General features: G+C 69.6%; 18 protein-coding genes and 1 pseudogene. 11 read left to right on the forward strand and 8 right to left on the reverse strand.

The annotated features are described in order from the left end of the window. Nucleotides 1-10: 10 nt before the first annotated feature. The 5 genes from ACWC5O_RS42020 to ACWC5O_RS42040 are packed head-to-tail and all read left to right on the forward strand — an operon-like array spanning nt 11 to nt 5,655. The gene (locus ACWC5O_RS42020; protein ID WP_450781223.1) at nt 11-1,243 is read left to right on the forward strand and encodes a GlxA family transcriptional regulator; all 1,233 of its coding nucleotides are present in this window, start codon (nt 11-13) and stop codon (nt 1,241-1,243) included. Beyond that, a complete protein-coding gene (locus ACWC5O_RS42025) occupies nt 1,240-2,991 on the forward strand; it encodes a thiamine pyrophosphate-binding protein (RefSeq protein ID WP_450591787.1) in 1,752 nt (583 codons plus the stop codon). The genes ACWC5O_RS42020 and ACWC5O_RS42025 overlap by 4 nt, the downstream gene beginning before the upstream one ends. After that, on the forward strand, nt 2,963-3,616 hold the full coding sequence (locus ACWC5O_RS42030; protein ID WP_450591789.1) for an SRPBCC family protein: 654 nt from the start codon (nt 2,963-2,965) through the stop codon (nt 3,614-3,616). The genes ACWC5O_RS42025 and ACWC5O_RS42030 overlap by 29 nt, the downstream gene beginning before the upstream one ends. Next, nucleotides 3,613-4,632 (forward strand): 3-oxoacyl-ACP synthase III family protein, encoded by a 1,020-nt coding sequence (locus ACWC5O_RS42035; RefSeq protein WP_450591790.1) that lies wholly within the window; start codon nt 3,613-3,615, stop codon nt 4,630-4,632. Before ACWC5O_RS42030 ends, ACWC5O_RS42035 begins: the two co-directional genes overlap by 4 nt. Before the next feature lie 3 nt (nt 4,633-4,635). Beyond that, nucleotides 4,636-5,655 carry a histidinol-phosphate transaminase gene (locus ACWC5O_RS42040; protein ID WP_450591792.1) on the forward strand — a complete coding sequence of 340 codons (1,020 nt, stop codon included), beginning with the start codon at nt 4,636-4,638 and terminating at the stop codon, nt 5,653-5,655. 228 nt (nt 5,656-5,883) lie between these two features. Here ACWC5O_RS42040 and ACWC5O_RS42045 read toward each other — a convergent pair whose 3' ends face one another. The 6 genes from ACWC5O_RS42045 to ACWC5O_RS42070 all read right to left on the reverse strand — a co-directional run bounded on the left by ACWC5O_RS42045 (nt 5,884) and on the right by ACWC5O_RS42070 (nt 12,296). Beyond that, on the reverse strand, nt 5,884-6,978 hold the full coding sequence (locus ACWC5O_RS42045) for a response regulator (RefSeq protein WP_450591793.1): 1,095 nt from the start codon (nt 6,976-6,978) through the stop codon (nt 5,884-5,886). Then, nucleotides 6,971-7,213 carry a hypothetical protein gene (locus tag ACWC5O_RS42050; RefSeq protein ID WP_450591795.1) on the reverse strand — a complete coding sequence of 81 codons (243 nt, stop codon included), beginning with the start codon at nt 7,211-7,213 and terminating at the stop codon, nt 6,971-6,973. The genes ACWC5O_RS42045 and ACWC5O_RS42050 overlap by 8 nt, the downstream gene beginning before the upstream one ends. A gap of 404 nt (nt 7,214-7,617) precedes the next feature. Then, complete coding sequence (locus ACWC5O_RS42055; protein WP_450591796.1) at nt 7,618-8,160, reverse strand: hypothetical protein; 543 nt, start codon at nt 8,158-8,160, stop codon at nt 7,618-7,620. A gap of 31 nt (nt 8,161-8,191) precedes the next feature. Next, complete coding sequence (locus ACWC5O_RS42060; protein WP_450591797.1) at nt 8,192-9,478, reverse strand: FG-GAP-like repeat-containing protein; 1,287 nt, start codon at nt 9,476-9,478, stop codon at nt 8,192-8,194. Next, entirely contained in the window at nt 9,479-9,832 is a 354-nt protein-coding gene (locus ACWC5O_RS42065; RefSeq protein WP_450591798.1) for a hypothetical protein, read from the reverse strand. A 1,177-nt stretch (nt 9,833-11,009) separates the two neighbouring features. Next, the gene (locus tag ACWC5O_RS42070) at nt 11,010-12,296 is read right to left on the reverse strand and encodes a helix-turn-helix transcriptional regulator (protein WP_450591799.1); all 1,287 of its coding nucleotides are present in this window, start codon (nt 12,294-12,296) and stop codon (nt 11,010-11,012) included. A gap of 284 nt (nt 12,297-12,580) precedes the next feature. On the opposite strand from ACWC5O_RS42070, the gene ACWC5O_RS42075 reads away from it, so the two are divergent. The 3 genes from ACWC5O_RS42075 to ACWC5O_RS42085 are packed head-to-tail and all read left to right on the forward strand — an operon-like array spanning nt 12,581 to nt 17,333. After that, nucleotides 12,581-13,954 carry an ATP-grasp domain-containing protein gene (locus ACWC5O_RS42075; protein ID WP_450591800.1) on the forward strand — a complete coding sequence of 458 codons (1,374 nt, stop codon included), beginning with the start codon at nt 12,581-12,583 and terminating at the stop codon, nt 13,952-13,954. Next, nucleotides 13,951-15,963, forward strand: a complete 2,013-nt coding sequence (locus tag ACWC5O_RS42080) for a PEP/pyruvate-binding domain-containing protein (RefSeq protein ID WP_450591802.1) — start codon at nt 13,951-13,953, stop codon at nt 15,961-15,963. The genes ACWC5O_RS42075 and ACWC5O_RS42080 overlap by 4 nt, the downstream gene beginning before the upstream one ends. A gap of 8 nt (nt 15,964-15,971) precedes the next feature. After that, nucleotides 15,972-17,333, forward strand: a complete 1,362-nt coding sequence (locus ACWC5O_RS42085; protein ID WP_450591804.1) for an MFS transporter — start codon at nt 15,972-15,974, stop codon at nt 17,331-17,333. Between the two features lie 132 nt (nt 17,334-17,465). Here ACWC5O_RS42085 and ACWC5O_RS42090 read toward each other — a convergent pair whose 3' ends face one another. Beyond that, nucleotides 17,466-19,109: a M4 family metallopeptidase gene (locus ACWC5O_RS42090; RefSeq protein ID WP_450591806.1), complete on the reverse strand. Its 1,644-nt coding sequence runs from the start codon at nt 19,107-19,109 to the stop codon at nt 17,466-17,468. A gap of 958 nt (nt 19,110-20,067) precedes the next feature. Here ACWC5O_RS42090 and ACWC5O_RS42095 point away from each other — a divergent pair. The 3 genes and pseudogenes from ACWC5O_RS42095 to ACWC5O_RS42105 form a co-directional block, all read left to right on the forward strand. Continuing rightward, nucleotides 20,068-20,706, forward strand: a pseudogene (locus ACWC5O_RS42095) (NB-ARC domain-containing protein); the annotation flags it as partial. A gap of 313 nt (nt 20,707-21,019) precedes the next feature. After that, entirely contained in the window at nt 21,020-21,280 is a 261-nt protein-coding gene (locus ACWC5O_RS42100) for a hypothetical protein (protein ID WP_450591807.1), read from the forward strand. Between the two features lie 643 nt (nt 21,281-21,923). Beyond that, nucleotides 21,924-23,144 (forward strand): metallophosphoesterase, encoded by a 1,221-nt coding sequence (locus ACWC5O_RS42105; protein WP_450591818.1) that lies wholly within the window; start codon nt 21,924-21,926, stop codon nt 23,142-23,144. Nucleotides 23,145-23,902: 758 nt separating this feature from the next. On the opposite strand, the gene ACWC5O_RS42110 is transcribed toward ACWC5O_RS42105, so the two are convergent. Next, nucleotides 23,903-24,391 carry a GNAT family N-acetyltransferase gene (locus ACWC5O_RS42110; protein WP_450591808.1) on the reverse strand — a complete coding sequence of 163 codons (489 nt, stop codon included), beginning with the start codon at nt 24,389-24,391 and terminating at the stop codon, nt 23,903-23,905. Nucleotides 24,392-25,456: the final 1,065 nt, after the last annotated feature.

The raw sequence follows: 25,456 nt of genomic DNA on the forward strand, positions 1-25,456 counted from the left end.
TGAGCAGCAGGTGGACGCGGGCACCGCCGCTCTCGTCGTGAACGTCGGCCCGCTGCTGATAGCCCTGCTCGGTGCCAGCTGTGAGCTGCCTCACCCGGCGCCGTCGGCTCGGGCGCACAAACTGCCTGACCAGACCCCCTCTTCGCCCTGCGACGACGGCGCGTTGGCCGGATTCGTCAATAAACTGTCATTGCAGCCAGTGCCACACCCGATACAGGGTGTGACCGTGTTAGAGCGACGTGTTGTTGTGGTGGTGTACACGGGCGCGATGGCCCTGGACATCACCGGACCGATTGAAGTGTTCGATACCGCGAACCGGCTCCTGGGTCCGTCGGGCACCCCCTACCGAACCGACTTCGTCTCCGCCGACGCACCACTGGTGCGCATGAGTTCAGGAGTGGTGGTGGGGGCCTCGCCACTGGAGGCGGGGCAGGGCCCGATCGACACGCTCCTCGTGCCGGGCGGATGGAGTCTCGACAACGCGCTCCGGGACCAGGTGCTCGTGTCCTGGATCGGCCGGGCGGCAGCCCGGTCGCGCAGAGTCGCCTCCGTATGCGGCGGATCCTTCCTGCTGGCCGAGGCCGGCCTCCTCGACGGCAGACGCGCCACCACGCACTGGGCGTACTGCGAGGCGATGGCGTGCCGCTATCCGGATGTGACGGTGGACGCCGAGCCGATCTTCGTCTGGGACGGCCCCTTCGTGACCTCCGCGGGCGTGTCGACAGGCATCGACATGGCGCTGGCTCTGGTGGAGGCCGATCACGGATCGGCGCTCGCGCTGGAGACGGCACGGTTTCTCGTGCTGTTCCTCAAGCGGCACGGAGGACAGTCCCAGTACAGCGCCGTCCTCGACGCCCAGTTGGCCGACCATCCGCCGATCCGGGCAGCGCAGGAGTGGATCCTGGACAACCTGGACAACCCGCTGCCCGTGGCCGAGATCGCGCGGCAGGCCAACATGAGTCAGCGCAACTTCGCCCGGGTCTTCCGGCGCGAGGTGGGCACGACACCCGGCCAGTACGTCGAGCGGACCCGCATCGCCCGCGCACGCGAACTGCTGGAAACCACGGACCTGACGATCAGCCAGATAGCCGGCCGCTGCGGATTCGCCGCCACCGAGACGTTCTTCCGCTCCTTCGGACGAACGCTGGGACTCACCCCCAAGGAATACCGGCACCGCTTTCAGGTCATCTCGCCATCCGGCCTCATCGACCGGCACCACGAGAGGGAGGGGAGCCCCGCATGACGACCACGGCTTCGGAACCGGGCGAGGCAGAAACGGTACGCCTGGTCGACTACCTGGCCGGGGAACTCGCGAGGGCCGGCGTCACCCACATGTTCGGCGTCGGCGGCGCGAACATCGAGGACCTGTATGACGCGGTGCACCGTGGCGGCGTTGTCCGCGGCGTCGTCGCCAAACACGAGTTCTCCGCCGTCACCATGGCCGACGGATACGCACGTACCACCAGGTGCCTCGGCGTTGTTGCGGCCACCTCGGGCGGCGGGGCGATGAATCTCGTACCGGGTCTGGCAGAGGCGTACGCTTCCCGGGTGCCCGTGCTGGCCCTGGTGGGCCAGCCCCCGACCGGTCAGGAAGGGCACGGGGCGTTCCAGGACTCCAGCGGCAAGGCGGGGTCCTTCGACGCACGGGAGGTCTTCGCACCCGTCTCCCGGTTCTGCGCCCGGGTCGATGACGCGGACTCACTCACGGAGTTGCTGCCCCGGGCAGTCGCGGCGGCACAGGCCGATCCACGCGGGCCGGCCGTGCTGTTGCTTCCCAAGGACGTGCAGCAGGCGCGGATCCAGGTGCCTGCCCGCGACACGACCGCCTCACCGGGCGGCCATGCGACGGCATCCGCGGCGCGGCTCGACACAGCTGCCGTCAGCGCCGTGTCGGAGGCCCTTCGCGGGGCCGGTCGCGTCCTCGTCATCGCCGGCGAGGATGTCGCCGCTGCCGACGTGCGGGGAGATCTGGCCGAACTGGCCAGGCGCCTCGGGGCATGGGTGGCGGTGACCCCGGACGCCAAGGACGTCTTCGACAACCATGACCCCCGATTCGCAGGCGTAGCCGGGGTGATGGGCCACGCCAACGTCGAAGACTGTCTGCGGCGGGCCGACCTGTGCCTGCTGGTCGGTACCCGACTGCCGCTCCTGGCAAGGGGCGGCCTCGACCGGGCCCTGGCCGCCACCGACGTCGTATGCCTCGGCCCCGAACCGCCGTTCGTGGCGGGCACCACGCTGGGTGGGAACCTGCGGGACGCGCTGCGCGCGGTGACCGCCCGACTGCCGTCGCACCCACGTCCCTGCCCGCCGCACGCCGGCCCCCTTCCCACGCCCACGCCGGGCCCGCTCATTCAGGCCCCGGAGCGAACCGTCCCCCACCCCCAGGCGGTCGCCGCCGTGGAGGCCGCACTCCCCGAGGACGCACACGTCTTCGTGGACGCCGGCAACGCGGGCGCCAGCGCGGTACATCTCCTCCGGGCACCGCGCCACGGCCGCTTCGTGGTGGCGGTCGGCATGGGCGGCATGGGCTACACCTTCGGTGCCGGCATCGGCGCCGCGCTCGCCACCGGCCGACGCACCTACGTCCTCGCCGGCGACGGGGCCTTCTTCATGCACGGGATGGAAGTGCACACCGCCGTGGAGTACGACGCACCCGTGACGTTCGTGATCTTCAACAACAACGCCCACGCCATGTGCGCGCTGCGGGAGGAACTCCTCCAGGGCGGCGTCCGCAGCGACGACCTGTTCGCCCGGACCGACCTCGCCGCCGGAGTGGCCGCCGCCTTCCCGTCGCTGGAGGCCACGGGAGCCGTCGACGCGGCGCAACTGCGCACGGCACTGCTGCGCAGCAACGCGGGCGGCGGCCCGGCGTTCGTCGCGGTGCCCTGTGACCCACGGGAGATCCCCCCGTTCCTTCCCTTCCAGTCCTTCACCGAAGCCACCAAGAGCAAGGAGAGTTCAGATGAGCGAGGAGTCGTCCACGTTGGCTGACATCCCCGGTCTGGTCCGGATCGAGAACGCCGGCAAGGAGGAACTGACCGCCCACTGCATGGAGCTCACCCACGCGGTCTACCCCCACCATCAGGTCTACGGGCAGTACTGCACCATCCACGAGTACGTCGACTGCCCCCCGGAGCAGGCCTACGACTACCTCCGCCAGGGCCACCACCTGGAGGAGTGGACCTGCAGCCTGCGGGACTTCGCCCCCACCGGCACACCGGGGCTCTGGGTTGGGCACGACCGGCTGGAGGACGACACCAGGATCTACTGCGAGGTGGTCGCGAACCCCGAGGCCATGACCGTGGACTACCACTGCTCGTGGGACCAGGGCGAGAAGCTGTGGATGATCTACCTGATGCGTGTCGTCCCGGCCCGGCTGGTGCTCGACAAGCCCGGTTCGGTGATCACCTGGACCAACTGCCGGCACCCTTACTACGACGCCAACCCGCATCCCGAGAAGGCGCCGCGCCCAAACCGGCCCTGGGTGGGTGACTACTGGGACCTCTTCTACGCGGGGCACACAGTGGAGATGAACAATCTCAAGGCCATCCTGGAACACCGCCACCGGGGCGGCCTGCCGGTCAGCGTGGCTCCGGCCAGGGCGGTGGCGCAGTGACGACGGTCAGCCTCACCGACGTGGCGAGCTACCTTCCCGGCGAGCCCGTCCCCGCGGAGTTCTACACCGAGTACCCAGGAGCCGAGGACAAGCTCCGCAGCCACCCCATGTTCAAGGTCCCGCCGTTACGGCACCATGTGGCCTCGGACGAGACGAACGCGGACATGATCGAACGCGCCGTACAACCCCTGATCGAACGGCACGGCGGGGCGGAGATCCGAGCCGTCGACGTGCTGTTGGTGCACAGCCAGTTGCCGGACCTGCCGTTCGTGGGCGCCGGAACCGAGGTGGCGCGTCGGCTGGGCCTGAACCCGGAGTGGCTCGTCGACGTGGCCAACGCGGGCTGCGCGTCCTTCGTGTACATGTTGAAGATGGCCCGGCAGATCCTCACCTCCACCGACGCGAAGACCGCGCTGATATGCAACGCGCAGAGCGCCGCGGGGCAATGGTTCACCCAGTCCGAGGTGCGCAAACTCGCCCAGGCGGCGATCCCGGGCGACGGGTGCGGTGTGGCGTTCGTGACGACGTCGGCACAGTCGCCGGTCCTCGACGTGCAGACCCGGCACATCGGCGAGTACGCCGGCGACATGACCGTGGCGGTCGACGACGGTCGCAAGTACTGGGAGCCGGGAGAGTCCCAGCTGCGGATCGGGTTCAGCGACGCCAGCGTCGCCAAGGTCCTGGCACGCGGGAACCGCCTCGTCCCCGAGGTGGTCATGGACCTGTGCCGGCGGCTCAACGTGGCGAGCACCGACATCGACGTCCTCATCACCAACCAGCCCAACCGCACTTTCCTGCGGAACTGGCGAGAGGCACTGCAACTGCCGGCCGAACGGCACCTGAACACCTTCGACGAGTACGGAAATCTCTTCGGCGCGGCGATCCCGGTCACCCTGGACCGCGCGCTCAACACCCGGCAGGTCAAGGACGGCGACCTGGTGGTGCTCGGGGGGTTCGCTCACGCGGGCGACTTCGCCGGTGCCGTCGCCGTCCGCTGGCACGGCGGACGGGACTGAGCCATGGACACCCCCGTGCTGCACCGCCTTGCCCTGAACGAGAGCCCGTATCCCCCACTGCCCTCGGTACGCGAGGCCATGCAACGGGCCGTCGCACAGGCCCACCGCTACCCGCAGTTCCACCCCGACGACCTCACCGAGCAGATCGCCGCGTGGTGCCAGGTGACCTCCGATCGCGTCGCGGTCGGCAGCGGATCGGTCGGCGTGGCCCTGCAGTTGCTCCAGGCGGTGGTCCGGCCCGGCGACACAGTGGCCTACGCCTGGCGTACGTTCGACGCCTACCCCCTCCTGGCCGCCATGGCCGGCGCTCAGCCTGTCCCCATACCCCTGTCGCCGGACGGACACCAGGATCTGGACGCCCTGCTCGCGGCCCTGGACCGCCGCACCCGCGTCGTGGTGCTGTGCAATCCGCACAACCCCACCGGAAGCCTCGTCACCGCCGACGCACTGTCGGTATTCCTGCGCCAGGTCCCCCGACATGTCACCGTGCTCCTCGACGAGGCGTACGTGGAGTTCGCCCGCGACACCGACCTGCCGGATACGTCCGCGCTCCTGGACGCACACTCCAACCTGCTGGTCCTGCGCACCTTCTCCAAGGCATACGGCCTCGCCGCCCTGCGGGTCGGCTACGGACTCGGCGCCCCCGACCTGGTGGAGCGGATCCGTCGGCACCAGCTGCCCTTCGGGATCAACGCGGTGGCAACAGCGGCGGTGAAAGCCTCGCTGCGGGCCGAGAGCGAACTGCGGCTACGCGTGGACACCGTCGTCGCCGAACGCGAACGGCTCCGGCGTGAACTCGTGTCCCTCGGCTGGCGTGTACGCCCCGGCCATGCCAATTCCGTCTGGCTCGCCGCGCCCGATCCGATCGATGAGGGCGCCGCAGCACTCACCGACGCCGGTGTCCAGGCGCGCCACTACCCCGGCGAGGGACTCCGGCTCACCATCGGCAACCGGAATGCCAACGACACCGTGCTGACCACGCTGGCGGGACTGCGCACGCGCCAAAGTGCGTCGCGGACGTGAAGCACACCACTGCCGTGTCCGGGCAGGGCGAAGATCACCGAAACCCCGCCAACTCCAGGTCCGGACGGCCCCGAACAAGGACCTCGAGCTTCCGCTGGGTGTGCTGGGCCCGCTGCGGACCCAGATCGAGTCCGAGCTGCTGCTGCAGAACCTCATGCTGACCGCGGACGCCATGGGGCTCGGCGCGTGGATGCACGCGCCGAGCGACGGCCCGGCCCTGGTCGGTAGTCACTGGTCTCCGGCGAGGCGCCGTTGTTCGAGGTAGATACGGGTGAAGACCGCGACTTTGGCGCGCAGGACCCAGGGATCGAAGGGTTTGCCGATGTAGTCGACCGCTCCGGCGGCGTAACCGCGGGCAGAGTGTTCGGGATCGGTACCCATGGCGGTGAGGAAGATGATGGGGACGTCGTGGGTGCGAGGGCGTCGTTTGATGTGGGCGGCGGTCTCGTAGCCGTCCATGTCGGGCATCTGGACGTCCATGATGATCACGGCGAAGTCGTCGTGATCGAGGAGGGCTTTGAGGGCTTCGCGGCCAGAGGAGACGGCGACCAGTTTTTGGTCGAGGGTGGACAGGACGGCGGTCATGGCCATCAGGTTGTCCGGCTGATCGTCGACGATGAGGACCTTGGGCATGGCTCGCGAGACCGCAGGGGTCACGGCGGCGACGGTCTGGACCTGTTCGACCGCTTCCAGCTGTCGTTCCAGCAGAGTGCAGCGCTGTTCGGCTTCGTCGCGCTGCTTTTGCGCTTCGTGGAGCTGGGCGCACAGGCGGGTGACTTCGTCCTGCAGCTGGTCGCGTTCGTGGAGTAGCCCGCTGACGTCCGGGTTGGCTGCGGCCAGGCGTTCGGCTCGTTCGCGTTCCGCGCTCCATTCGGCTTCCAGCTGGTTCAGACGCACTTCCAGGTCGGCGATACGGTGTTTGCGGTCCAGCAGCGCGTCGCTCAGTGCGTCGCCGCGGGCGGTGGAGCGGCGTGAGTAACGGTCGGCCTCGGCGAGTTGCTGCTCGAGTACCGCGACCGCGTGGCGGGGTGAGGTGCTGGACTCGACGGCTGCCCGGTGCAGGCGGCGCACCAGTTCGATGGCGTCCGGCGTGGCGGCCATGCCGCGATGTTCGGCGACGTCGGTGAACAGGTCCATCACCACTTCCCATGGCGGCACGCGGGTGCCACTGAGATAGCGGGAGAAGGTGCCGGCGTCCCGAACGCGGCGGGCCGCGTAGCGGCGGACCGAGACTTCCAGGCCTTCGAACAGCTCCCGGAGCGCCATGGCCAGTGCACGGGATTCCGATGTCAGGTCCGGGGCGAGAGGACGCAGCTCACCCACGGGCGCTACCGCCCTTCGTTCCCGCCCGGCGTCCAGCAGGCCTGCTGTGGGTGGTGTCCGGGGCGATCACCTGGTTGAACACGGGCACGGCCCCGCCCGCGGCAGTGAGCCCGGCGAGCACACCGCCCGCCACCCCGTTCCCGGCCAGCACCGACAACAGGCCGGCCCCCACACCGGCCAGCGCGGCAAGTAACAGCACCAGCGCCGCCCTCACCGACACAAGCGAACGATCCATCGAACCTTCCCTTCCTCACCCCGCCGGACGCCGGCCGGGGCCGCGGGCCCCGGATGAGCCCGCCTTACTGCGAGCCACACAATGACGACAGATGAATCCGTTGCGCCAGGCAATCGACAAACCGGCAACGTCCAAGGCCCGTCGATACTGCCGCCCGACAGGCCGCAACACTCCCGATCCGCAGGTCAGGACTGGTGCACCGTCAGGTGTTGCGGCAACACCCGCACCAGTCACGGGCATGGTGTCGGCAGCTGGCCTCTGTGCCCCGCACAGCCCGATGAAGCCGCCTTGTGCGCAAAGGGGGTCGGCTTCACCCTCTTCCGCCGGCAGTTCCCGCCGCCGCGGCGAGCGGTTTGTGTGACGGGGCCGCCGTGCGGTGACGGCGGCCCCCGCCACTGCCGTGGTCAGGTGTTCCTGGTCCTCCGGCGGCGCACGGCGGTGTAGCCGGCGGCGGCGAGGACTATCGCGCCGCCGCCGACTGCGGCAACGGTGCCGGTGCGGCTGGAGGAACCGGCCGCCTGCTCGCAGTACTGGTCGTTGTCGTCCTTGACCGTGATGGTCAGGTGGCCCCGATTGCCGATCGATGCGGCCTTCTCGTGCTGCCCGGCGATGTCGACCGGGTAGCTTCCCGACCGGATGTCGCAGCTGATGGTGCCGTAGCCCTCCCCGAAGCTGTTCTTCCGCATCTCCACGGTCACGTCCTTGGTGAACGCCGGAGACTTCACGGTGAAGCTGCCGTTGCCGTCCGCGGCCAGGGAGGTCAGGTCGACGTCGGACGTGACCACGACGGGCGCACCCTGCTGAAGGGGGCCGTCTGCGGTGCTGTCGCTGTCGTTCTCGCGGATGCTGATGCTCAGGCCCGGACCGTCCGCCGCCGAGGCTGTGTGGGAGCCCGTGAGGCCGATGATGGTCGCGGTGAGAGCGGTCGCTGCAGTGCGCAGGTACATCGCGCGTACCTCGCCTTCCTGAGAGGGGGGGTCAGTCGGCCTTGGGCGGCACGAGCATGTGTTCACGGCCGAGGGTGGTAGAGGTGTCTGTGTAGAGGGTGGTCTCACCGTCCGACCAACGCACCAGCAGGTCGTCGGGCTCGCCCTGCGTGTAGGCGCCCGCGGTCATGACAGAGGCGTGGGTCCACAGCTGGTTAGAGGACAACATCCGGACTTCCGTTCCCACACTGGAGGGGCTCGCGTCGCGGTAGAGCGAGAGCTCGCCGTCCGACCAGCGCACTATCACGTCCCAGTTGGAGCCGCCGGTGAAGTTGCCGGCGGTGAGGATCGTGGCGTGCTTCCAGGTGTCGTTGGGATCCTTGAGCTTGTGCTCGTGGAGGAGGCCCCGGCCGTCGACGTCGGTGTAGAGGGAGAGCTCCCCGTCGACCCAGCGGACCATGAGGTCGTCGGTCCACTTGTTGTCGCTGTAGCGCCCGGCCGTGATCTGGATGGCGTTCCGCCAGGTGTCGTCGGGCTTCTGGAGCTGCGTCTCCTTGGCGAATCCGCCCCTGCCGTCGCCGGTATAGAGGGTGACTTCGCCGTCCACCCAGACCACGACGAGGTCGGAGGAGTCGCTGCCGGTGAAGTCGCCTCCGGCGATGACCTTGGCGTCCTTCCAGGTGTCGGACTTCGTGATCCTCTTCTCGCCGGAGAAGCCGCCCTTGCCGTCACCGGCGTAGAGGGTGACCTCGCTGTCCACCCAGACCACGATCATGTCGGTCTTGCCGTCGCCGTTGTAGTCACCGGAGGCCATCTTCTTGGCGTTGGTCCACAGGCCGCCGCCGGTGGGGTACATGCTGTAGCCGCGCGGGTATTTCTGCGGTTCGGTGTTGTTCTTCGCGGCGGCGTAGATCTCCAGGGCACGCTTGTCGTAGGTGACGGCGAAGGAGATCCGGTCGCTGTCGTTCTCCAGGCCGCCGCCGTAGTAGCCGCCGAGGTTGCCGATCACGGTTCCGCTGCCGGTCGTGGTGTTCAGGCCGGTGATCCAGGGGCTTCCGGAGGTGCCTCCGTAGAAGCCGCCGCACTCCATGCGCATCTGCCGGTAGCCGGGAAGCTGCCGGGTTGTGACGCCGGGGCAGATGATCGGCCGGTTCTTCGGGTTGTGGCTTCCCGGGTAGCCGACCACGGTCACGGTCTGGCTGTAGTCGCCGTTCACCTGGCCGAGCTCGAGAGCGGCGCCGACAGCCTTCTGCAGGCTGTGGTTGCTGCTGTTGGTGCCTACCCGGGCGAAGGCGTAGTCCAGGTCGGAGTAGGCGTCACGGGTGGGGTTGTCGCCCACCTAGTACCAGCGGGAGTCACGGATCCACTTCTGCACCGGGAACCGGCCGTAGGGAGCGGGGTTCGTCGCCGCGCCGTCGTAGCGGGGCACGAACATGCCCTTGCTGCCGCCCGAGCAGTGTGCGGCGGTCAGGATGACGTTGCCCTGCGGGCTGTCGATGACACTGGCCGAGCAGAAACGCCCCTCCAGTTTGTCGGTGGCGGGGTTCCTTGTGTAGTGGAAGAAGGTGCCGACGGTGGGAACGCCTCCGAAGTAGTAGCCGTCCTTGGCGGCTGCAGCGGCCGACAGGTGTGCGGCGGGCTTCCAGTCGGCGGGCGTCTCGGGGCGGGGAGAGTCCGGTGTGGCCGCGGCCATCCGCTCGGATGTCCAGAACTTCTCGGCCGCTTCGCTCGTCCACTGGTCGTCTTCGACCGCATCGTCATCGTCGGCGGAGGCTGCGGGCGTAGAGGGTGTAGCAGAGGGCGCCGAGGGTGCAGAGGGTGTGGGTGTTGCCGACGTGGAGGGCACGGAGGGATCCGACGGCGTGGAGGGTGCGGGGCTGGTGGAGGGTGCAATCGGGGGAGGGGTGTCAGCGATGGCGGGCATGGCAGTCGCCAGGACCAGCGCACCGGCTGACAGCAGGAGCTTGTGTATTCGAGTAATGCGCATGTCTCCTCAACAGGTATGGAACTCTCGGCATGCTGGTGGTCCCTTACGGGCGGCCCATTCGGCTCGACACATGCCGGCCTCGACACCGGCAAGCCCGACTGCGGGCACGGTGGTACCTGGGTCCGCGGCAGCGGCAGCCGCTTCGTGCGGTCACGGCCGCGACGACTGCGCCGTTCCAGCCGTTACTTCAGGGAGAGCTTGATTCCCCGGTCATCCGATCCGTTTTGATCGAAGCGCGGCGCCGACGGCAACCGCGCCCGCCGCAGCGGGCACGCGCTGGTACCTGGTCATGAGTCCCCCGTTCCGCGAGCCGTGGCCGGACGGGCGAGTTGGTCAGACTCCCCCGTGCTCCAGCCCGGCATGCATGTCTTCGGCAGATCACTGCCACCCTTGATCGAAACCTACCTCTTATGTGTGTATCTCACCGAGAGTGACATGGTCGGCGGACTGCGGCGGACACAGGTGAACACCAGCTGCCGTCGCCGCTGCTCTGACGGATGACACCAGGCAGCGTGGCTGACGCCCGATAGAAGTGCAGCGAGGCACACGCGCGCCCGACCGGTCGACGCATCCCCACGGTGGCTGACGCAGAGTCCCCGGCACCGAACCAGCACCGGGAAATCTCGTGCTGGGCCGGGGAACGCGGACGGGCCCGGTCCGACCGATCACGGCTCCGACGACAGGCAGCAAGGATGGTCACGGCGCGTGATTATCAGGGGAAGCGACTGGCGTCGGCGAGGGGAGCGGGCTCGGTGACGGTGCAGGTGCCGGATCGGGTCCGTCCGTTGTTTCGTGACCTTCCAGCCGTACACGGACGCCGCCCCGCCCGGCGTCAGCGGTGCGGGCTCCTTCATCGGGCGGTGCCTGGACGGGAGCGGAGCGTTCAGACCGGGCTTGCGGGGTGCGCCGCCGTCGAGGACCGGGGCGGCCAGGTCTGTGATGAGAGGATACCGAGCACGTAGGCTCGGGCGACCAGCGCCGGGCGGTTGGCGGCGTCGAGCAGGGCGCGCAGGCGGCTCAGGTGGTAGTCCAGCGTCTGCCGGGACAGGCGCAGCGTCCTTGCGATGTCCGCGTTGCTGTGCCCGGCCGCCAGCAGGGCGAGTATGCGGACCTGGGCGGCCGTCAGGTCCGGTCGGGCCTCATGGGGCAGGCCGAGGTGAGTGCCGACGGCCCACACGCCGGACACACCGGGGGACGTACCGCACACGGTGCTCAGATGGATTCGGGCCCGGCGCCGCCAGCCGTCCCGGTCGACGAGTACGGCACAGGTGCGGGCGCTTCGGCGCCGGCCAGTGATCAGGTCGTCCCAGATCCGGTGCAGGGCGCTCCGTTCGGGTGTCCTGGCGAGCAGGGTGTCGGCCGGCAGGCCTATCAGGTCGGAGAGCCGGATGCGCAGGACATCGGCGACAACGGTGCCGGCCTCGCTGACCCGGCCGTCCGGGGTCAGGCGGACGCAGAGCAGTCCGCTGTGGTCGCGCAGGGCCTGTAAGTCGGCCTCGGCCTGGTGTCGTTGGTCCAGAACCTGGGCGTAGTCGGTGACGTCGACGTAGATGCCCGCGACACAGCGGGCCGCGCCCCAGCGGACGGGGAAGCGGTAGCCCGCCGCACGGCCCGAGCAACCGTCGACGCGCCGGTAGGTGAGGGTGTGCCGTACCGGCCGGCCGCGCGTCAGGACCTCCTGGTCGAGGGCGAGGAACCGGGTGATGTCACCGGCTTCGTCGACGTCGGCGAGGTGACGGCCGATCACGGCGTCGCGCGTGGTGCCGTACAGGTGGGCATAGGCGTGGTTGGCCCACAGGTAACGGCCCGTGGCGTCGCGCACGAATGCCGCGGCAGGGGCGAGGTCGGCGAACGTGGCGTACGGGTCGTCGTCCGGCCTGTCGACCATCTCGATCGCCACTCCCCTGCTGCCGTGCCGTCCCGGCCCGCCGCCGAGTTCCGGCCAGTGGACGTGGAAGGTTCTGCCCTCGAAACACGCACGGTACGGGCCGCAGCCGGACGCGCTGGACGGGCCGCCGCCGTCCGCGTGGAGGGCCTCGAGGAACCGGCGGGTGGTACGCCGGTCGTCGAACGCGGCGCCCCCGCTGTCGACCACGCTCAGCCCGCTGTCGGCTTCCCACCAGGACACCGCAAGAGGCGCGAGTAACGCCTTGAAATCAGCTTCGTCCACGTCCAACTCCTTCAACCATGCACCACATCACTTTGGGTGACACCTCATGCGTATCCCGTAGGGGATGGGGCATGCGAGCAGGGCAGACGCTCCGTGCTGTGCGTCGGCGGCGCTAGCACATGACCACACCTTCACCTGGCGCGGATCGGCGGCAGCAGTAAGGCATTTGCCTGAGTGCTTCGGGAATCTCGGCACCTCGGACGCGGGCAGGTGCTGGTTCGCTTGAAGGAGACGGCGTGGGCGGCCCAGTGGCCGCCCGACGACATCAAAGGAGTTGGAGTTCCGTGAACAAGGTGCTGTACGTGCATGCCAAGGGCGGCCCTCCGGTGGGCCATGCCCTGACGCGGGTGGCCGCGAGGTCCGCTGTGCACCTACTGGCGCTCAGCGAACTGCCCACCCCCGTGGCCTCTGACGCCGCGAGGCTGTGCGCGTCGGTCGTCACACCCCTCGACGCCCGCGGTGGCGACCTGGTCGAGCTCATCACCGCCCGAGCCCGCGAGGTGGGGGCGGATGCCGTTCTCACCTTCTCGGAGTACGCGGTGGTCGCGGTCGCCGAGGCGTCCCGGCGGCTCGGGCTGAGGGGTGCCGGGCCCGCCGCCGCCCTCGCACGCGACAAACGCCTGATGCGCGCCGCGTGGAAGCGCCGCGACATACCGCAGCCGCGGTTCCGCGCCGTCACCAGCGCGGCCGAAGTGGAGCACGCGACCACCGAATTGTCATGTCCACTTCTTTTGAAGGCGGCCTGGAGCGCCGGCTCGACCGCACACCAGATCATCGAGCGGCCCGCGGACGCGCTGGACGCCTGGCAGCGGTCGCGCGCGGTGATGGCCGAGTCCGCACTGCTCGGATTCGCGGAACTGCACGTTCCCGGCGCCTCGGAGGACTTCATCGTCGAGGAGATCGTCAGAGGATGTGCCGAGGAGTGGTTCGACGGCCCCGGCTGGGGTGACTACGTCAGCGTCGAGGGCGTGGTCGTCGACGGAGAATTCCGTCCCGTCTGTCTGAGCGGGCGGATGCCGACGGTGGCGCCCTTCACCGAGCGCGCCGGTATCACCCCGGCCGCCGTCGGAAGCGAGGCCCAGCACACCATCGTGGACCTCGCCCGGCACGCCGTGGATGCCCTGGGGCTGGAGAACTGCGGCACCCACACGGAGATCAAGCTGGGCAGGGAAGGCCGTATGTGGGCCATCGAGACGGCCGCGCGGTTCGGCGGAGCGATGACGGTGCCGCAGATCGAGGAGGTCTTCGGCCTGGATCTGGTCGGTATGTTCACCGACCAACTGCTCGGCGGCTCACCCGCCTGGCCCGCACGGGCGTTGACACCCGAGGATGCCACGGGCGCGGCCGGATCGCTGGTGGTCCTCGCCGTGCAAGGCGACGGCACCCCTTGGCCCCGCCGCCATCGATGGGACGCCTCGGCGGTCGTCCGTTCGGCGCCGGTCAGCGCCGGCAGCACGCTGTCCGTCGTCCGCGAGAGTTCTCTGCCGGACGGGGCCCCCGTGCCGGTCTACGAGCCTGCCGCCGGGGCCAACACCATGGCGGGCCTGTGCCTGTTGTCGGCGGACCGGCCGCAGTCCGTCGTCAGTGACTTCACCGCCCTGGTCGACGCGCTGCCGCGCATCCTGCCCACGGACGCCACCGAGGGGGCCCGGCCATGACCCGCGCACCGCACAAGGCCAACATCCCCGACACGGCGGGCGATCGTACCGTCGTCGGCGCCAACCTCTCGCTGCCGTTGTTCCGCGCGCTGTCCGGCGTGCTCGCCGGGCACCCGTACCTGAAGGTCGTGGTGGACAGGTCCGAGGACACCTGGCACCTGCTCGACACCCGGGTGCATCCCTTCCACGTCGACTACATCGCCACGCGCATCCTCGGCATGAGGATGGACGAACTCGACACAGCTCTGGACGCGTTCAACGCATCCGTGTACATGGCGCCTGACCGCCGCTTCCTGCTCGGGGTGCTGTCCCTGCACAGCGACGAGGACGCCGAGGGCTCCGAGCGGCCCTTCCTGGTCCTGGAGACGACCGAGGCGGACACCATGCACGCCGCACTGCTGGAGGAGTTCTACCACTACGTTCGCGCAAGGGTGGACGGACGGCTTCCCCTGCTGCTGAAACCGGCGAACCACGGGCAGGAGCACGAACTCACCTCGGTCAGTGAGGCACGCGTACCGCGCATCCTCAGCCAGGAGCTGTTCGGCAACCGGACCCGGACCTGCCTCAACCCGGGCGTGGCCGAAGGCCGACTGCGCTGGTTCCGCCATCTGGCGGAGTACCGCAGCGCCGCCCCACAGCTCGGCTGGGCGGACATCGTCGCGATGGCCTGCCTGCCCGATGACGTGCCCCGGGTGGCGGGGTTCGTCAACACGGAGCCCACGACGCCGCTTTCGCACACCAACGTCCTGGCGTCGGGCTGGGGCATCCCGAACGCCATCGTCCGCGACCTGGACGCTCTGGTGCGGCGCGACGGACTGGACGGCGCATGGATCCGCTACCGGGTGTCCGAGGACGCCATCACCCTGGAGCGACTGTCCGACGCCCCGGTCCTGGAGAGGCCGGTCTGGCACCAGCAGCGCATCCGCATCGACGCACCCCTGCTGGACGAGGCGCCGATCATGGCTCTGCACCGGCTGCGGCGCGCCGACCGCGACAGCTACGGCACCAAGGCCGCCAACCTCGGCGAACTGCACCATGTCCTGGACAGCCGCACGGCGGACCTGACCGCGTTCTACGCACGCCCGCGCCCGCCGCGGCCCGATCTGCTCCCCCACCTGGCCCTACGGCTCGGCGAGCCGGAAGCGCCCGTGGAACGGCTGCAGGCCGCGGCGGCCGAACGCGTGGCGGCCGCCATCCGGGCACCCGAGGGGGTGGCGCTCCCGTTCCGCCTGCACCATCTCTTCCTGACCTCGTCGGCCGCTCTGCAGCAGGGCATCGGCAAGCTGAAGATGGCGCTCGAACTCGAAGCGCTCGACGTGATCGACTCCCTCTGTCTGGACCTGCAGCGCCTGATGCACAGCACGCCGATCCCCGACGGGGTGGCACGGGCCGTCACCGGCGCGGTGCCGGGTCTGCTGGCCGACGGACGTCGTCTCGTGGTGCGCTCGTCCTCCAACGCCGAGGACCTGCCCGGTTTCTCGGCGGCCGGGATCTACGACTCGGTGACCACCGTGCGCGGTGAGGAACAGTTGCTGGACGCGGTGCGGCAGGTGTGGACGTCGTTGCTGTCGCCACGGAGCGTACGTCTGCGGCACGAGGCCGGCATCGTGCTGGACGACACCTACATGGGAGTGATCATCCAGCGGTACGTGCCCGCCGATCTCGGGGGTGTGCTGGTGACCTGCAATCCGACCCGGCGTGAGGACTTCCGCAACGTGTACGTCAACTGCACGGCCGGTTCGCCGGAGCGGGTGGTCGACGGCAAGGTCCTGCCCCACCAGTACTTGTACAACACGGTCGAGGGCGGCGGGCGCACCGTGGACGTCGGCTCGTCGGGCGAGGACCTCCCGTCGGACACTCGCACGTCACTGGGCGAACTGGCCTTGGTGGGGCGTCTGCTGCAGTCCCACTTCAGCGCGGGCGACCCCGACGACGCTCTGGACATCGAGTGGCTCATGACTACCGAGGGGGCGTTCCATCTGGTCCAGGTCCGCCCGTACGCCCGGTGAGGCGCTCCATGACTTCTGTGTGGCGCCGCTCCGCGGATCCGGCCATGACCCCGGCCGCCCGCCGCATCGTCCGCCTCAACAACGGGTTCCAGCTGCTCTTCAACCTGTTGTGGTGGATGCCCGTGTTCTACGCCTACCAGCGTGCCGCGGGCCTGTCGGACGGCCAGATCTTCGGCATCCAGAGCATCTACTACGTCGCCTTCTGCCTGTTCGAGATACCCACGGGAGTCGTCGCCGACCGCGTCGGTGCCCGCAACTGCCTGCGCGCGGGCGCAGTGGTCATGACGGCGGCGAACATGGTGCCGGTGCTGGCGCCCTCGTACACGGGCTTCCTCGTGCACTTCCTCGCGATCGCCGCCGGGCGCTCCCTGACCTCGGGCGCGGCGAGCGCCTGCCTGTACGACGGCTTGCGCGCCGAGGGAGCGGACGCCCACTACCTCAGGGCGGAGGGAACGGCGCGTGCCCTCGGGCTCGCCGCCAAGGTCGTCTGCTGGCCGCTCGTCGGACCGCTGATGTCTGTGGCCCACCAGTCGCCGTACGTGCTCAGCGCGGCGAGCGCGGCGGGCTCTCTCGGCTGCGCCCTCGCCCTGCCCCGTGTCGCCGCCGGCGACACGGGGGCGGGGGCGAGCACTCGTGGGCGGCGGAGGGGAGCTCTGCTGCGGGACACGGGCGCCGCCCTGCGCACCCTTCGGTCGTCACCGTGGCTGGCCCTGCTCATGGTGCAGGGCGTGGCGGTCTTCACGCTGTCGCGGATCTGCCAGGTCAATCTGTTCCAGCCGGTGTTGCTCGAGCACGGCATCGCAGAGAGCAGCCACGGCAGTGTCCTCGCGGCGATGACGGTCGCCGAGGCGGTGACCTCCGCCCGGCCCCAGTGGCTGAGCCGCCGGCTGTCGCCCGCGGCCTGGGTGTCCCTGCTGAGCGTCGCGCTCGCCGCCGCACTCGCCGGCACCACTGTCGGCGGCCCCTGGGCCGTGGTCGGGCTGCTGTGCGCGTTCGCTGCGATCACCGGGTTCGGCTATCCGGTGCAGCGCAAGCTCATCAACGACGCCATCCCGAAGGGGGCCCCGCGTGCCACGCTGCTGTCGGTGGAGAGCATCGTGGACCGCGGCGTGTGTGCGGTGGCGGCAGTGGCCGCGGGCGCGTATCTGGCGGCGGGCCGGCTCGACGCGCTTCTGTGGCAGTCCGCCGCGGTCACCTGCGTGCTGATACCGGTGCTACATCTGGCTCTGCGCCGCGTGAGTCCGGCATCGGCCGCGCGTGGGACGCGTGGAGCACACGGTGCCGACGCGGCCTCCGCCAAGGCAGTCGCACAGCCGGTGGAGGAGCCCGTTGCGCTGCCCGTCGACGAGGGCGTGGCCCCGCACCCCTGATCCAGCCCGAGGCGGCTGACCACATGTGGGAGCACACACCCCCAGCAGGCCACTGGGTGCGGTACCGGCAGTGACGTCGAGGGCCAGGGGCGGCACCCGGGGGTCCCGGCTGCCGCCCCTGGCCTGTGGGGATCAGCTCACGTTGACCGCGGACCAGGCTGCCTCGACCGTCTTGTACTCGGTGCTCGAGGCACCGTAGAGGTCGGATGCCGCCTTGAGGGTGCCGGCGCGGGCGCCCTTGTAGTCGGTCGTCGAGGTGAAGTACGCGGTCAGCGCCTTGTACCAGATCTGCAGCGCCTTGTCCCGGCCGATGCCGGTGACCGTGGAGCCGTTCTGGGTGGGCGAGTCGTAGCTCACGCCGTTGATCGTCTTCGCGCCGCTGCCTTCGGACAGCAGGTAGAAGAAGTGGTTGGCGACGCCGGACGAGTAGTGCACGTCCAGGCCGCCCACGCTGGAGGACCAGTAGTCGGCGGATCCGCCGTCCTTGCTGGGCTTGTCCATGTAGCGCAGCGGCTTGCCGTCGCCATTGATGTTGATCTTCTCGCCGATGAGGTAGTCACCCGGGTCGGACGAGTTGTCGGCGTAGAACTCCACGCCGGTCCCCATGATGTCGCTGGTCGCCTCGTTCAGGCCGCCGGACTCACCGGTGTACTCCAGCCCGGCGGTGTTGGACGTGACACCGTGGCTCATCTCGTGCCCGGCCACGTCGAGCGCGGTCAGCGGGTCGTTGTTGCCCTCACCGTCGCCGTAGGTCATGCAGAAGCAGCTGTCGTCCCAGAACGCGTTCACGTACGAGTTGCCGTAGTGCACGCGGGAGTACGCGCCCACGCCGTCGTTCTTGATGCCGCTGCGACCGAAGGCCTTCTTGTAGAAGTCCCAGGTTTCCTGCGCCCCATAGGCGGCGTCCGCGGCGGCGGTCGCCGCGTTCGACACCGTTCCGTCGCCCCAGGTGTCGCCGGACTGGGAAAACAGCGTGCCGGTGCCAGAACTTCCGTGGTCGAGGTTGTAGGTCTTGTGACCACCGCGCGAGGCGTCGGTGAGGGTGTAGGACGAGCCTGACTGCGTCGTCGACAGGTCCACCTTGCCGCTGTAGTGGGTGTTGCCGACGCCGGTCTCGATGCCCTGGTACTGGAAGAGCTTCTTGCCGGTGACGGCGTCGGTGATGACGTGCAACTGGTTCGGGGTGCCGTCGTCCTGCAGGCCGCCGACGACCGTCTCGTAGGCGAGGACGGGCTTGCCGCTCACCGCCCATATGACCTTGCGCGGAGCCTGGTCCGCGGCAGTCTTCGCCGACCCCGCTGCCTTGGCCAGGCCCAGGGCCTGCTTCTCGGCCTTGGCGGCGGCGATCTGCGGCGTGAGCGAGGCAAGCTTCAGCTTCGCCTTGGTGGCAGTGGAGATGCCCTCGGTCCTGCCGGACTTGGTGGTGTGGACGACCAGGTCGCCGCCGAGCACCGGCAGGCCCGCATACGTGCGCTCGTAGCGGGTGTGGACGGTGCCGTCCACATCCTTCACGACGTCCTTGACGACCAGCTTCTCCTTGGCACCGAGACCTATGTGCTGCGCGGTCCGGGCCGCGTCGGCCTGCGCCTGCCGGATCAGACCCGTACGGGCGGCCGCCGACAGCGTGACCGGAGCTGCGGCAAGGCGGGCGGGACCGGCGGTGGGCTGGGCGGTGGCAGTGGTGGCGAGCGCGGTGCTCAGAAGTGCCGTGGTGGCGGCGACGGCTGTGGCCGCGGCCAAAGCGGTGCGCCGGTGGTGTGTGTCGCGGGAGGTCACACAAGCTCCTTTTGTGGGGGGAACGTCCGGCCGGTGTGGGGCCGACCGGGACGGTTGTGGATGTTGTCGTGCTCATGCGGCGGTAGGAGAGAGGGTGCCACGGATGGCATGAACATGCCATCACCATCAAGATGATGTCGATGACAAAGCGCCAATCCCCGAACGAGGTCCGAGGGGGGGCTCACGGCATGCCGACTGCGGCCCTCGCGGACGCTGCATCCGCGCGGGCCGACTCTTCCTGGTCGCCGGCCGTCAGCCTCCGGACACGTTTGACGAGCGCGTCACGCATGGCGTACGCGCGCCAGAAGACGGGGCCGCCGGGCTTCCAATCGGCCGACGCTTACTCCGACTTCGAGCTGTCCGAGGACTCCGACAAACCATCGGCACCGGACGCCAGAGGGCGGTGCGGGAGGCTCAGTCAGGGCCTGCAGCGACACCTGTTCCGCTCAGGGTCAGGGCAGTGGCAGTCAGGCCGAAATCGGCGGGGTGCATGAAGTCTCCATAGGGCGTGGGGGGTTGGAGATACACACACGAGGCAACCTCAGTCTCGACAGGATCCGCTACGCGCGTGGACCAGATACGACAACTCCCCCACCCCGCCTTCACCGGCAGCGCACAGAGACAGACCCGGACCGTCCTCACACACGGCTTCGTCCCCTTGGCTGCCACCGTCCCGCCGTCTCGTCCTTCGCGGTGTGCCAGGCGGCGGCGCACGCCGCGTCGGTGGCGATAGAGGTGCTGCGGCGCGTCAGCCCGTCCATGCCGCATCCGTCACTCCGAAGGACGCCGACGACACCGGCGATTAAAACCCCACGGGGTGCCGCCATCCCTACCGGACCCGGTGAGGACCTCCGGCGCCGACAACAGGCCTGTCGCACACGGCTCCGTCCCGCGCGTAAGCACCTCGCTGCCCGCCCGTCCCGTGGGTTTCACGGGCCGGGCCGCCGAGCTGGACCGGTTGCTCGGGCAGCTCGCGCCGGCGCAGGGCGGGAAGGACACGGTACCCGTCGTGGTCAGCAGCCTCACCGGCATGGGCGGCATCGGCAAGACCGCACTCGCCGTGGAGGCTGCCCACATCGCCTTTGCACAGGACTGGTTCCCCGGCGGCGTACTCTTCGTGGACCTGCGCGGCTACGACGACGACCCGGTCACCGCCGACCAGGCGGTGCTGGGCCTGCTCGACGCACTCGGCGTCCGCGGCTCGGATCTGCCCCAGGCCGCGGCGCACCAGTACGACCTGTATCACGCGCTCCTCGCCGAGCGCCGGGAACGCACGCTGCTCGTCCTGGACAACGCCTCGCACCCGTCTCAGTACCTGCCCCTCCTGCCCGGCACGGAACAGCATCGCGTGTTGATCACTTCCCGGGACCGATCGGACGCTGTGCCCGCACGGCTCATCGATCTGGAGACGCTCGCGCCGGAGGACTCCGTCGCCTTCCTCACCCGCGCCCTGCACTCCGTCGGCGCGGACGACGACCGCCCGTTGCGGGAGCGTGAGAGCCTGGCCGAACTGGCTGCGCTGTGCGGCCACTTGCCGCTCGTCCTGGGGACCGCCGCCGCGATGCTCCGTCGGCGCCGCCATCGTGCCATCGCCTCGCGGTGGGTCCTGCTTCCGTACGGCCTTACGGTTCACGCTGAACGAGCAGGCACGTAACAGACTGGCGCTGATCATTGTGGTCCTGTTCGTGCCGTTGTGGACCACGTGGGCGTTCACGGTGGTAGCCCGTACCGCCCTTGCGGTTCCGGATCCGTGCGGTGGGGCGCACGGTGGTCATGGCCGGCAACATTCTGGTCCAGATCAACGGCGCTCTCCAGGCCCTGTGACTGGTCATCGCGTTCACGATGTTCGTCGCCACAGCCCGATCCGCACTGTTCGACCAGCGGCTGGTGCGGGCCGGCTGCCCCCGCTCGTGCCCGCTCTGGCGAAGTGCACCTCGCTTCTTCTGGTCGCGGCCCTGGTCGCCGTCTACACCACCGTGTGGATGCATATGTTCTGGCGCCCCGAGCGGCTCCTGGTCCTCACTGCGGGGATGTTCACCGGTGCTCTGACCTACGGGGGCACCGGCATCGTGCTGGCGGCTGTGCTGCGCAGCGAGCCGTACCCGCACTCACCCCTCGGCACGGCACAGGGAATGCCGACTGGCATCGAGCAGGCCGCGCGGTTGCCGTGACGAGGGTGTCGTTTCGATGATGAACGGCCGCACCCGGCGGCAACACCACGTGAGGGACGGGCTTTCAGAGGTGTCGCAACGCTGCGGCTTCGGCTGCTTCACCTGCCGTGTCCGCCCCGCCGCCCGGCTCTTCCCACCCAGCCGCGGGCGAGGTGGTGCCTCGCTCTGCGGCGCGCTGGGCCTGGCTGCTCAGTGACGGCGATGTGCCCCGGAACTGGATTCTGGTCCTGGCTCCGCTGCTGGGCTGGCACGCCGACGGATGGGCCGGCATCGAATGGGGGTGTTCGCGGCGGTGTTCACCGCGGTGCTGCCCACGCTGATCCTGGGGTTCAGTGAGAGCCGCCAGTACTGGGGCGACCGACATGTGCGGCGGCGGCAGGACCGTATCGTGGCCGCCTCCGGGGAGATGGCCTCGGTCATCACCGGCACCGCGCTGCTGTACGGGGCTCGAAGCTCCCGCCGAGGTGACGGCCCCCTGGTGACGGCGATCCTCGCCGTCCTGCTCATCTTGCTGGTGATCACTTCTCGGAGGCCACCTCGCCGCATGGGGCTGCCCACCATGACCACCCCGTCCGTCCGACCGGCCCGGGACGGCCGGATACAGTGCGCGCGACGGCAGCCTGGTCACTCAAGGAGGGGAAGCGTGACCGACACCAGCGAAACCCGATCCGCCGACAGTGCAGCGCACGCGACTCAGCAGAGCCGACTGCACCACCTGATGCGCTACCTCCCCCTGATCGCCCCCGTCCTGCTGTGGACCGTGCCCTGCTGGCTGCTGCTGCACACCGGCCAGCACTGGCCGCTCCCTGTCACGCTCGCCGGCACCGCCCTGTTCGCCCTCGGCCTGATCGGTATGCCGCTCGCGATGGTGCGCGGCCACGGCCGACGCCAGCAGGACTGGGCGGCGATCGTCGGAGACACCCTGCTGGGCACCATCTGGACCCTGTTCACCTGGTCCGTCGTGCTCGGCGTCCCGCTGCGGCTCGCCCTGACCGTGACCGGCGTCGGCGACGGCCAGGACCGGGCCCGGATCGTCACCTGGGCGGTCCTCGGCGCAGCCACCGTGCTGCTCACCTGGGGGTACGCCGAGGCCCGCCGGGTACCACGGGTACGTCGCCTGGACGTGCAACTTCCGCGCCTGGGGGCTGGGTTGGACGGCACGCGCGTCGTCCTCATCACCGACACCCATTACGGCCCACTCGACCGCGCCCGCTGGTCGGCGCGTGTATGCGAGACGGTCAACACGCTGAAGGCCGACCTGGTCTGCCACACCGGCGACATCGCGGACGGCACGGCCGAACGCCGCCGCGCCCAGGCCGCCCCACTCGGCACCGTGCAGGCCACCCGGGCCCGGGTCTACGTCACCGGCAACCACGAGTACTACAGCGAGGCCCAGGGCTGGGTCGACCTGATGGACGAGCTGGGCTGGGAGCCGCTGCGCAACCGCCATCTGCTGCTCGAACGCGGTGGCGACACCATCGTGGTCGCCGGCGTGGATGACGTCACCGCCGAGTCCTCCGGCCTCGCCGGCCACGGCGCCCACCTCGCCGGAGCCCTGCACGGCGCCGACCCCGACTACCCCGTCCTGCTCCTGGCCCACCAGCCCAAGTTCGTCGACCGGGCGGCAGCCGACGGCGTCGACCTCCAGCTCTCCGGCCACACCCACGGCGGCCAGATCTGGCCCTTCCACCACCTGGTCCGCATCGACCAGCCCGCCCTCGCCGGCCTCAGCCGGCACGGCACCCGCACCCTCCTCTACACCAGCCGCGGTACCGGCTTCTGGGGCCCGCCCTTCCGCGTCTTCGCCCCGAGCGAGATCACCCTGCTCGTACTCCGCTCCCCGCAGCGGCCCTCCACGCCGTAGCGCTGGGCGGCCCGGCGGTCCCGCCTGGAGATGCTGCAGTGCGCCGGCACCCCGAAGAAGGGCTATGCATCCTGCAACGCCCTGCGCGTCACCAGCGGCACCACCGCCTTCCAGGAAGAGCAGGCGGCGAAGAAGGGCATCGCACCCCAGACCGTCCGGCCGAACGCCGCCGCGGACTCCCCCACCGACTACGGCCCCAGCGACCTGCAGTCGGCCTACGACCTGACCGCCGCGCCTCCGCCAGCGCCTCTGCCAGGACCATCGCCATCGTCAACGCCTACGACGACCCGAACGCCGAGTCGGACCTGGCCAACACCCACGACAGTCAGGCTCCCATGCCCCTGTCCGGAGCCTGCCGCCGCTCCGCCCCACCGCGGGCCGCACCGACGCCGGTCGGCCAAGCTCCACGGGGCAAGGGCTGTGACTACTTCCACTTGCGCCGATGGCTGCACTGGCAAGGCGTCACCCCCTACAGCGCTGACGGTGGACTGTGGCCACTTCGTCTCGCAGATCAGGGTTGTGTGACCTACGCATTTACGCGGCCGACCTCGATCGTGTGTGGAGCGAGTCGAGGTGTACGCGATTTCGGTGGCCCTGGAGCGCCAGAGGCGAGGGAGTCGCCGGGAGAGGCCGCTGGCGCAGGCGATCCCCCGCCAGGGCAGAGACGACGGCACACACTCAGCGCGCGGCGCCCAGCGGCTCCTGCATGCCAGCCACCGTGCGGGCGAAGCCGGTGCCCTGCGAACCGGCACACCGCGTCATTCCGAAGGAATGCGAAACTCGAATTTGGGACGGTCCCACGGCACTGCGGGCGGGTTCGCGAGCGCTGTCCCGGTCCGCACTGCACCGACGCGGTGGTAGAAGTCCTCGGCGGGAAGATGCGACACGACCTTGACACGGTCGAGCCCGGCGGCACGGGCCTCGGACTGCATGTGCGCAACGAGCAGCCGTCCAATACCACGTCCTTGCGCTTCGTCGGCGACGAACAGCAGGTCGAGCTCCGGCGGAGCGAGGACGAGCGAGTAGAACCCGATGACCCGGCCTCCATGCTCGTCGGCACCGATGGCTACGAAGGCGCGGTGGGCTTCGATGTAATCAGGACCGACCCGGTAACCCGCCACTGCGGCTGCGTACTTACCCTCGTAGGCGCCTGAGCCACGCACGAGCCGCGTGAGCCGTTTGGCATCCCGCGCGACTGCCCTCCGTATCGTGATCGGCTGGCTGATCGGAGAAGTACGTGAACTCATCGGGAGAGTATCTCGCACCGGGGAGTACCTTCCTGCGGCGCGTCGGCTGCTCGGGCAGGCGTTCCTGCACCGCTCCCCGGAAACACTCGTGCGCGCGCAACCGATCTTGACTGGTGTAGACACCCTTGGAGGGTCCCTACAACCTGTGCCAGGTGGGACCGCCACGACTCAGAGCGGTGGCCACAGCCATGCAGCCAGGACCGGCGGATTGTCGCGCTGCGCCGGCAGCGTGCGGACTTCATCATGCAGGGCGGTGCTGGTCGGCACCACTGTCTGGCGGGGAGTGCGAGCGGTTGTCGCAGGGCCCGACCGCGAAGCCGTCGCCTCCAGTCTCTCCGCACCCCTGACGACCCCGTCCGTAGCCTCGGCCTCGTCTACCCTCGCTCTCCGCTGGCAGTCGGCCTCAGTGGCCTCCACCCTCCTGGGAATCCCAGGCGTCAGCTCGACAGACTCCCGAACCGTCCAGGCTCAGGGCGCGCTGTCCAACGTGTACCGGCTCTTCGGGGTGTGGATGCGGGTGGCGGCCTCACTGAGCAACCAGCCGCCGCACTGCTGAACGTCACAGCTCCAGAGCGAAACGGCCGGCAGCCCCGCAGTCCGGCCCGCGTCCACATGGACCAAACCGCCAAGATCGCGACGGACGTTCAACCGCGGCTCTCCTCGGTCGAGTCGATCCATTTGCGACAGCGGCCAACTCCTGCGGCGCTGCTGGCCGCGGCACGTTCAGGGCCGCGCCTCGACGGCTCACGGCGACCGTGTCGCCGGTCAGGGGTCAAGGGGGGAGCACGCTTTCCGGCCCTCGCCTCGTCCACCAGAGAGGCGATTTCCCCGGCGCTCGTGCGGACACGCTGTCCGAAGTCACCGGTGAGCAGCGCGCGACGCTCCGCCGGAGCATCGGGGTCGACGAACAGCTGCGGGCAACCACGGTCGCGGTTCGCGCAGAGCTGCCACAGGCTCGGACCGTTGATGCCGCTCATCGTCCACGCCCTTCCGGGGTGCCCCGCACGCCCCCAGCACTGCGACATCCGATTTGCGGCTCATGCCGGAGTTCTACGCAGCGTAGTC

This window comes from Streptomyces sp. NPDC001450, from assembly GCF_053597295.1.

Coding starts and splice junctions, on each gene's coding strand:
- ACWC5O_RS42025 (WP_450591787.1), top strand. CDS start 1,240: ATGACGACCACGGCTTCGGAACCGGGCGAGGCAGAAACGGTACGCCTG.
- ACWC5O_RS42030 (WP_450591789.1), top strand. CDS start 2,963: ATGAGCGAGGAGTCGTCCACGTTGGCTGACATCCCCGGTCTGGTCCGG.
- ACWC5O_RS42040 (WP_450591792.1), top strand. CDS start 4,636: ATGGACACCCCCGTGCTGCACCGCCTTGCCCTGAACGAGAGCCCGTAT.
- ACWC5O_RS42050 (WP_450591795.1), bottom strand. CDS start 7,213: ATGGATCGTTCGCTTGTGTCGGTGAGGGCGGCGCTGGTGCTGTTACTT.
- ACWC5O_RS42055 (WP_450591796.1), bottom strand. CDS start 8,160: ATGTACCTGCGCACTGCAGCGACCGCTCTCACCGCGACCATCATCGGC.
- ACWC5O_RS42065 (WP_450591798.1), bottom strand. CDS start 9,832: ATGGCCGCGGCCACACCGGACTCTCCCCGCCCCGAGACGCCCGCCGAC.
- ACWC5O_RS42080 (WP_450591802.1), top strand. CDS start 13,951: ATGACCCGCGCACCGCACAAGGCCAACATCCCCGACACGGCGGGCGAT.
- ACWC5O_RS42085 (WP_450591804.1), top strand. CDS start 15,972: ATGACTTCTGTGTGGCGCCGCTCCGCGGATCCGGCCATGACCCCGGCC.
- ACWC5O_RS42110 (WP_450591808.1), bottom strand. CDS start 24,391: ATGAGTTCACGTACTTCTCCGATCAGCCAGCCGATCACGATACGGAGG.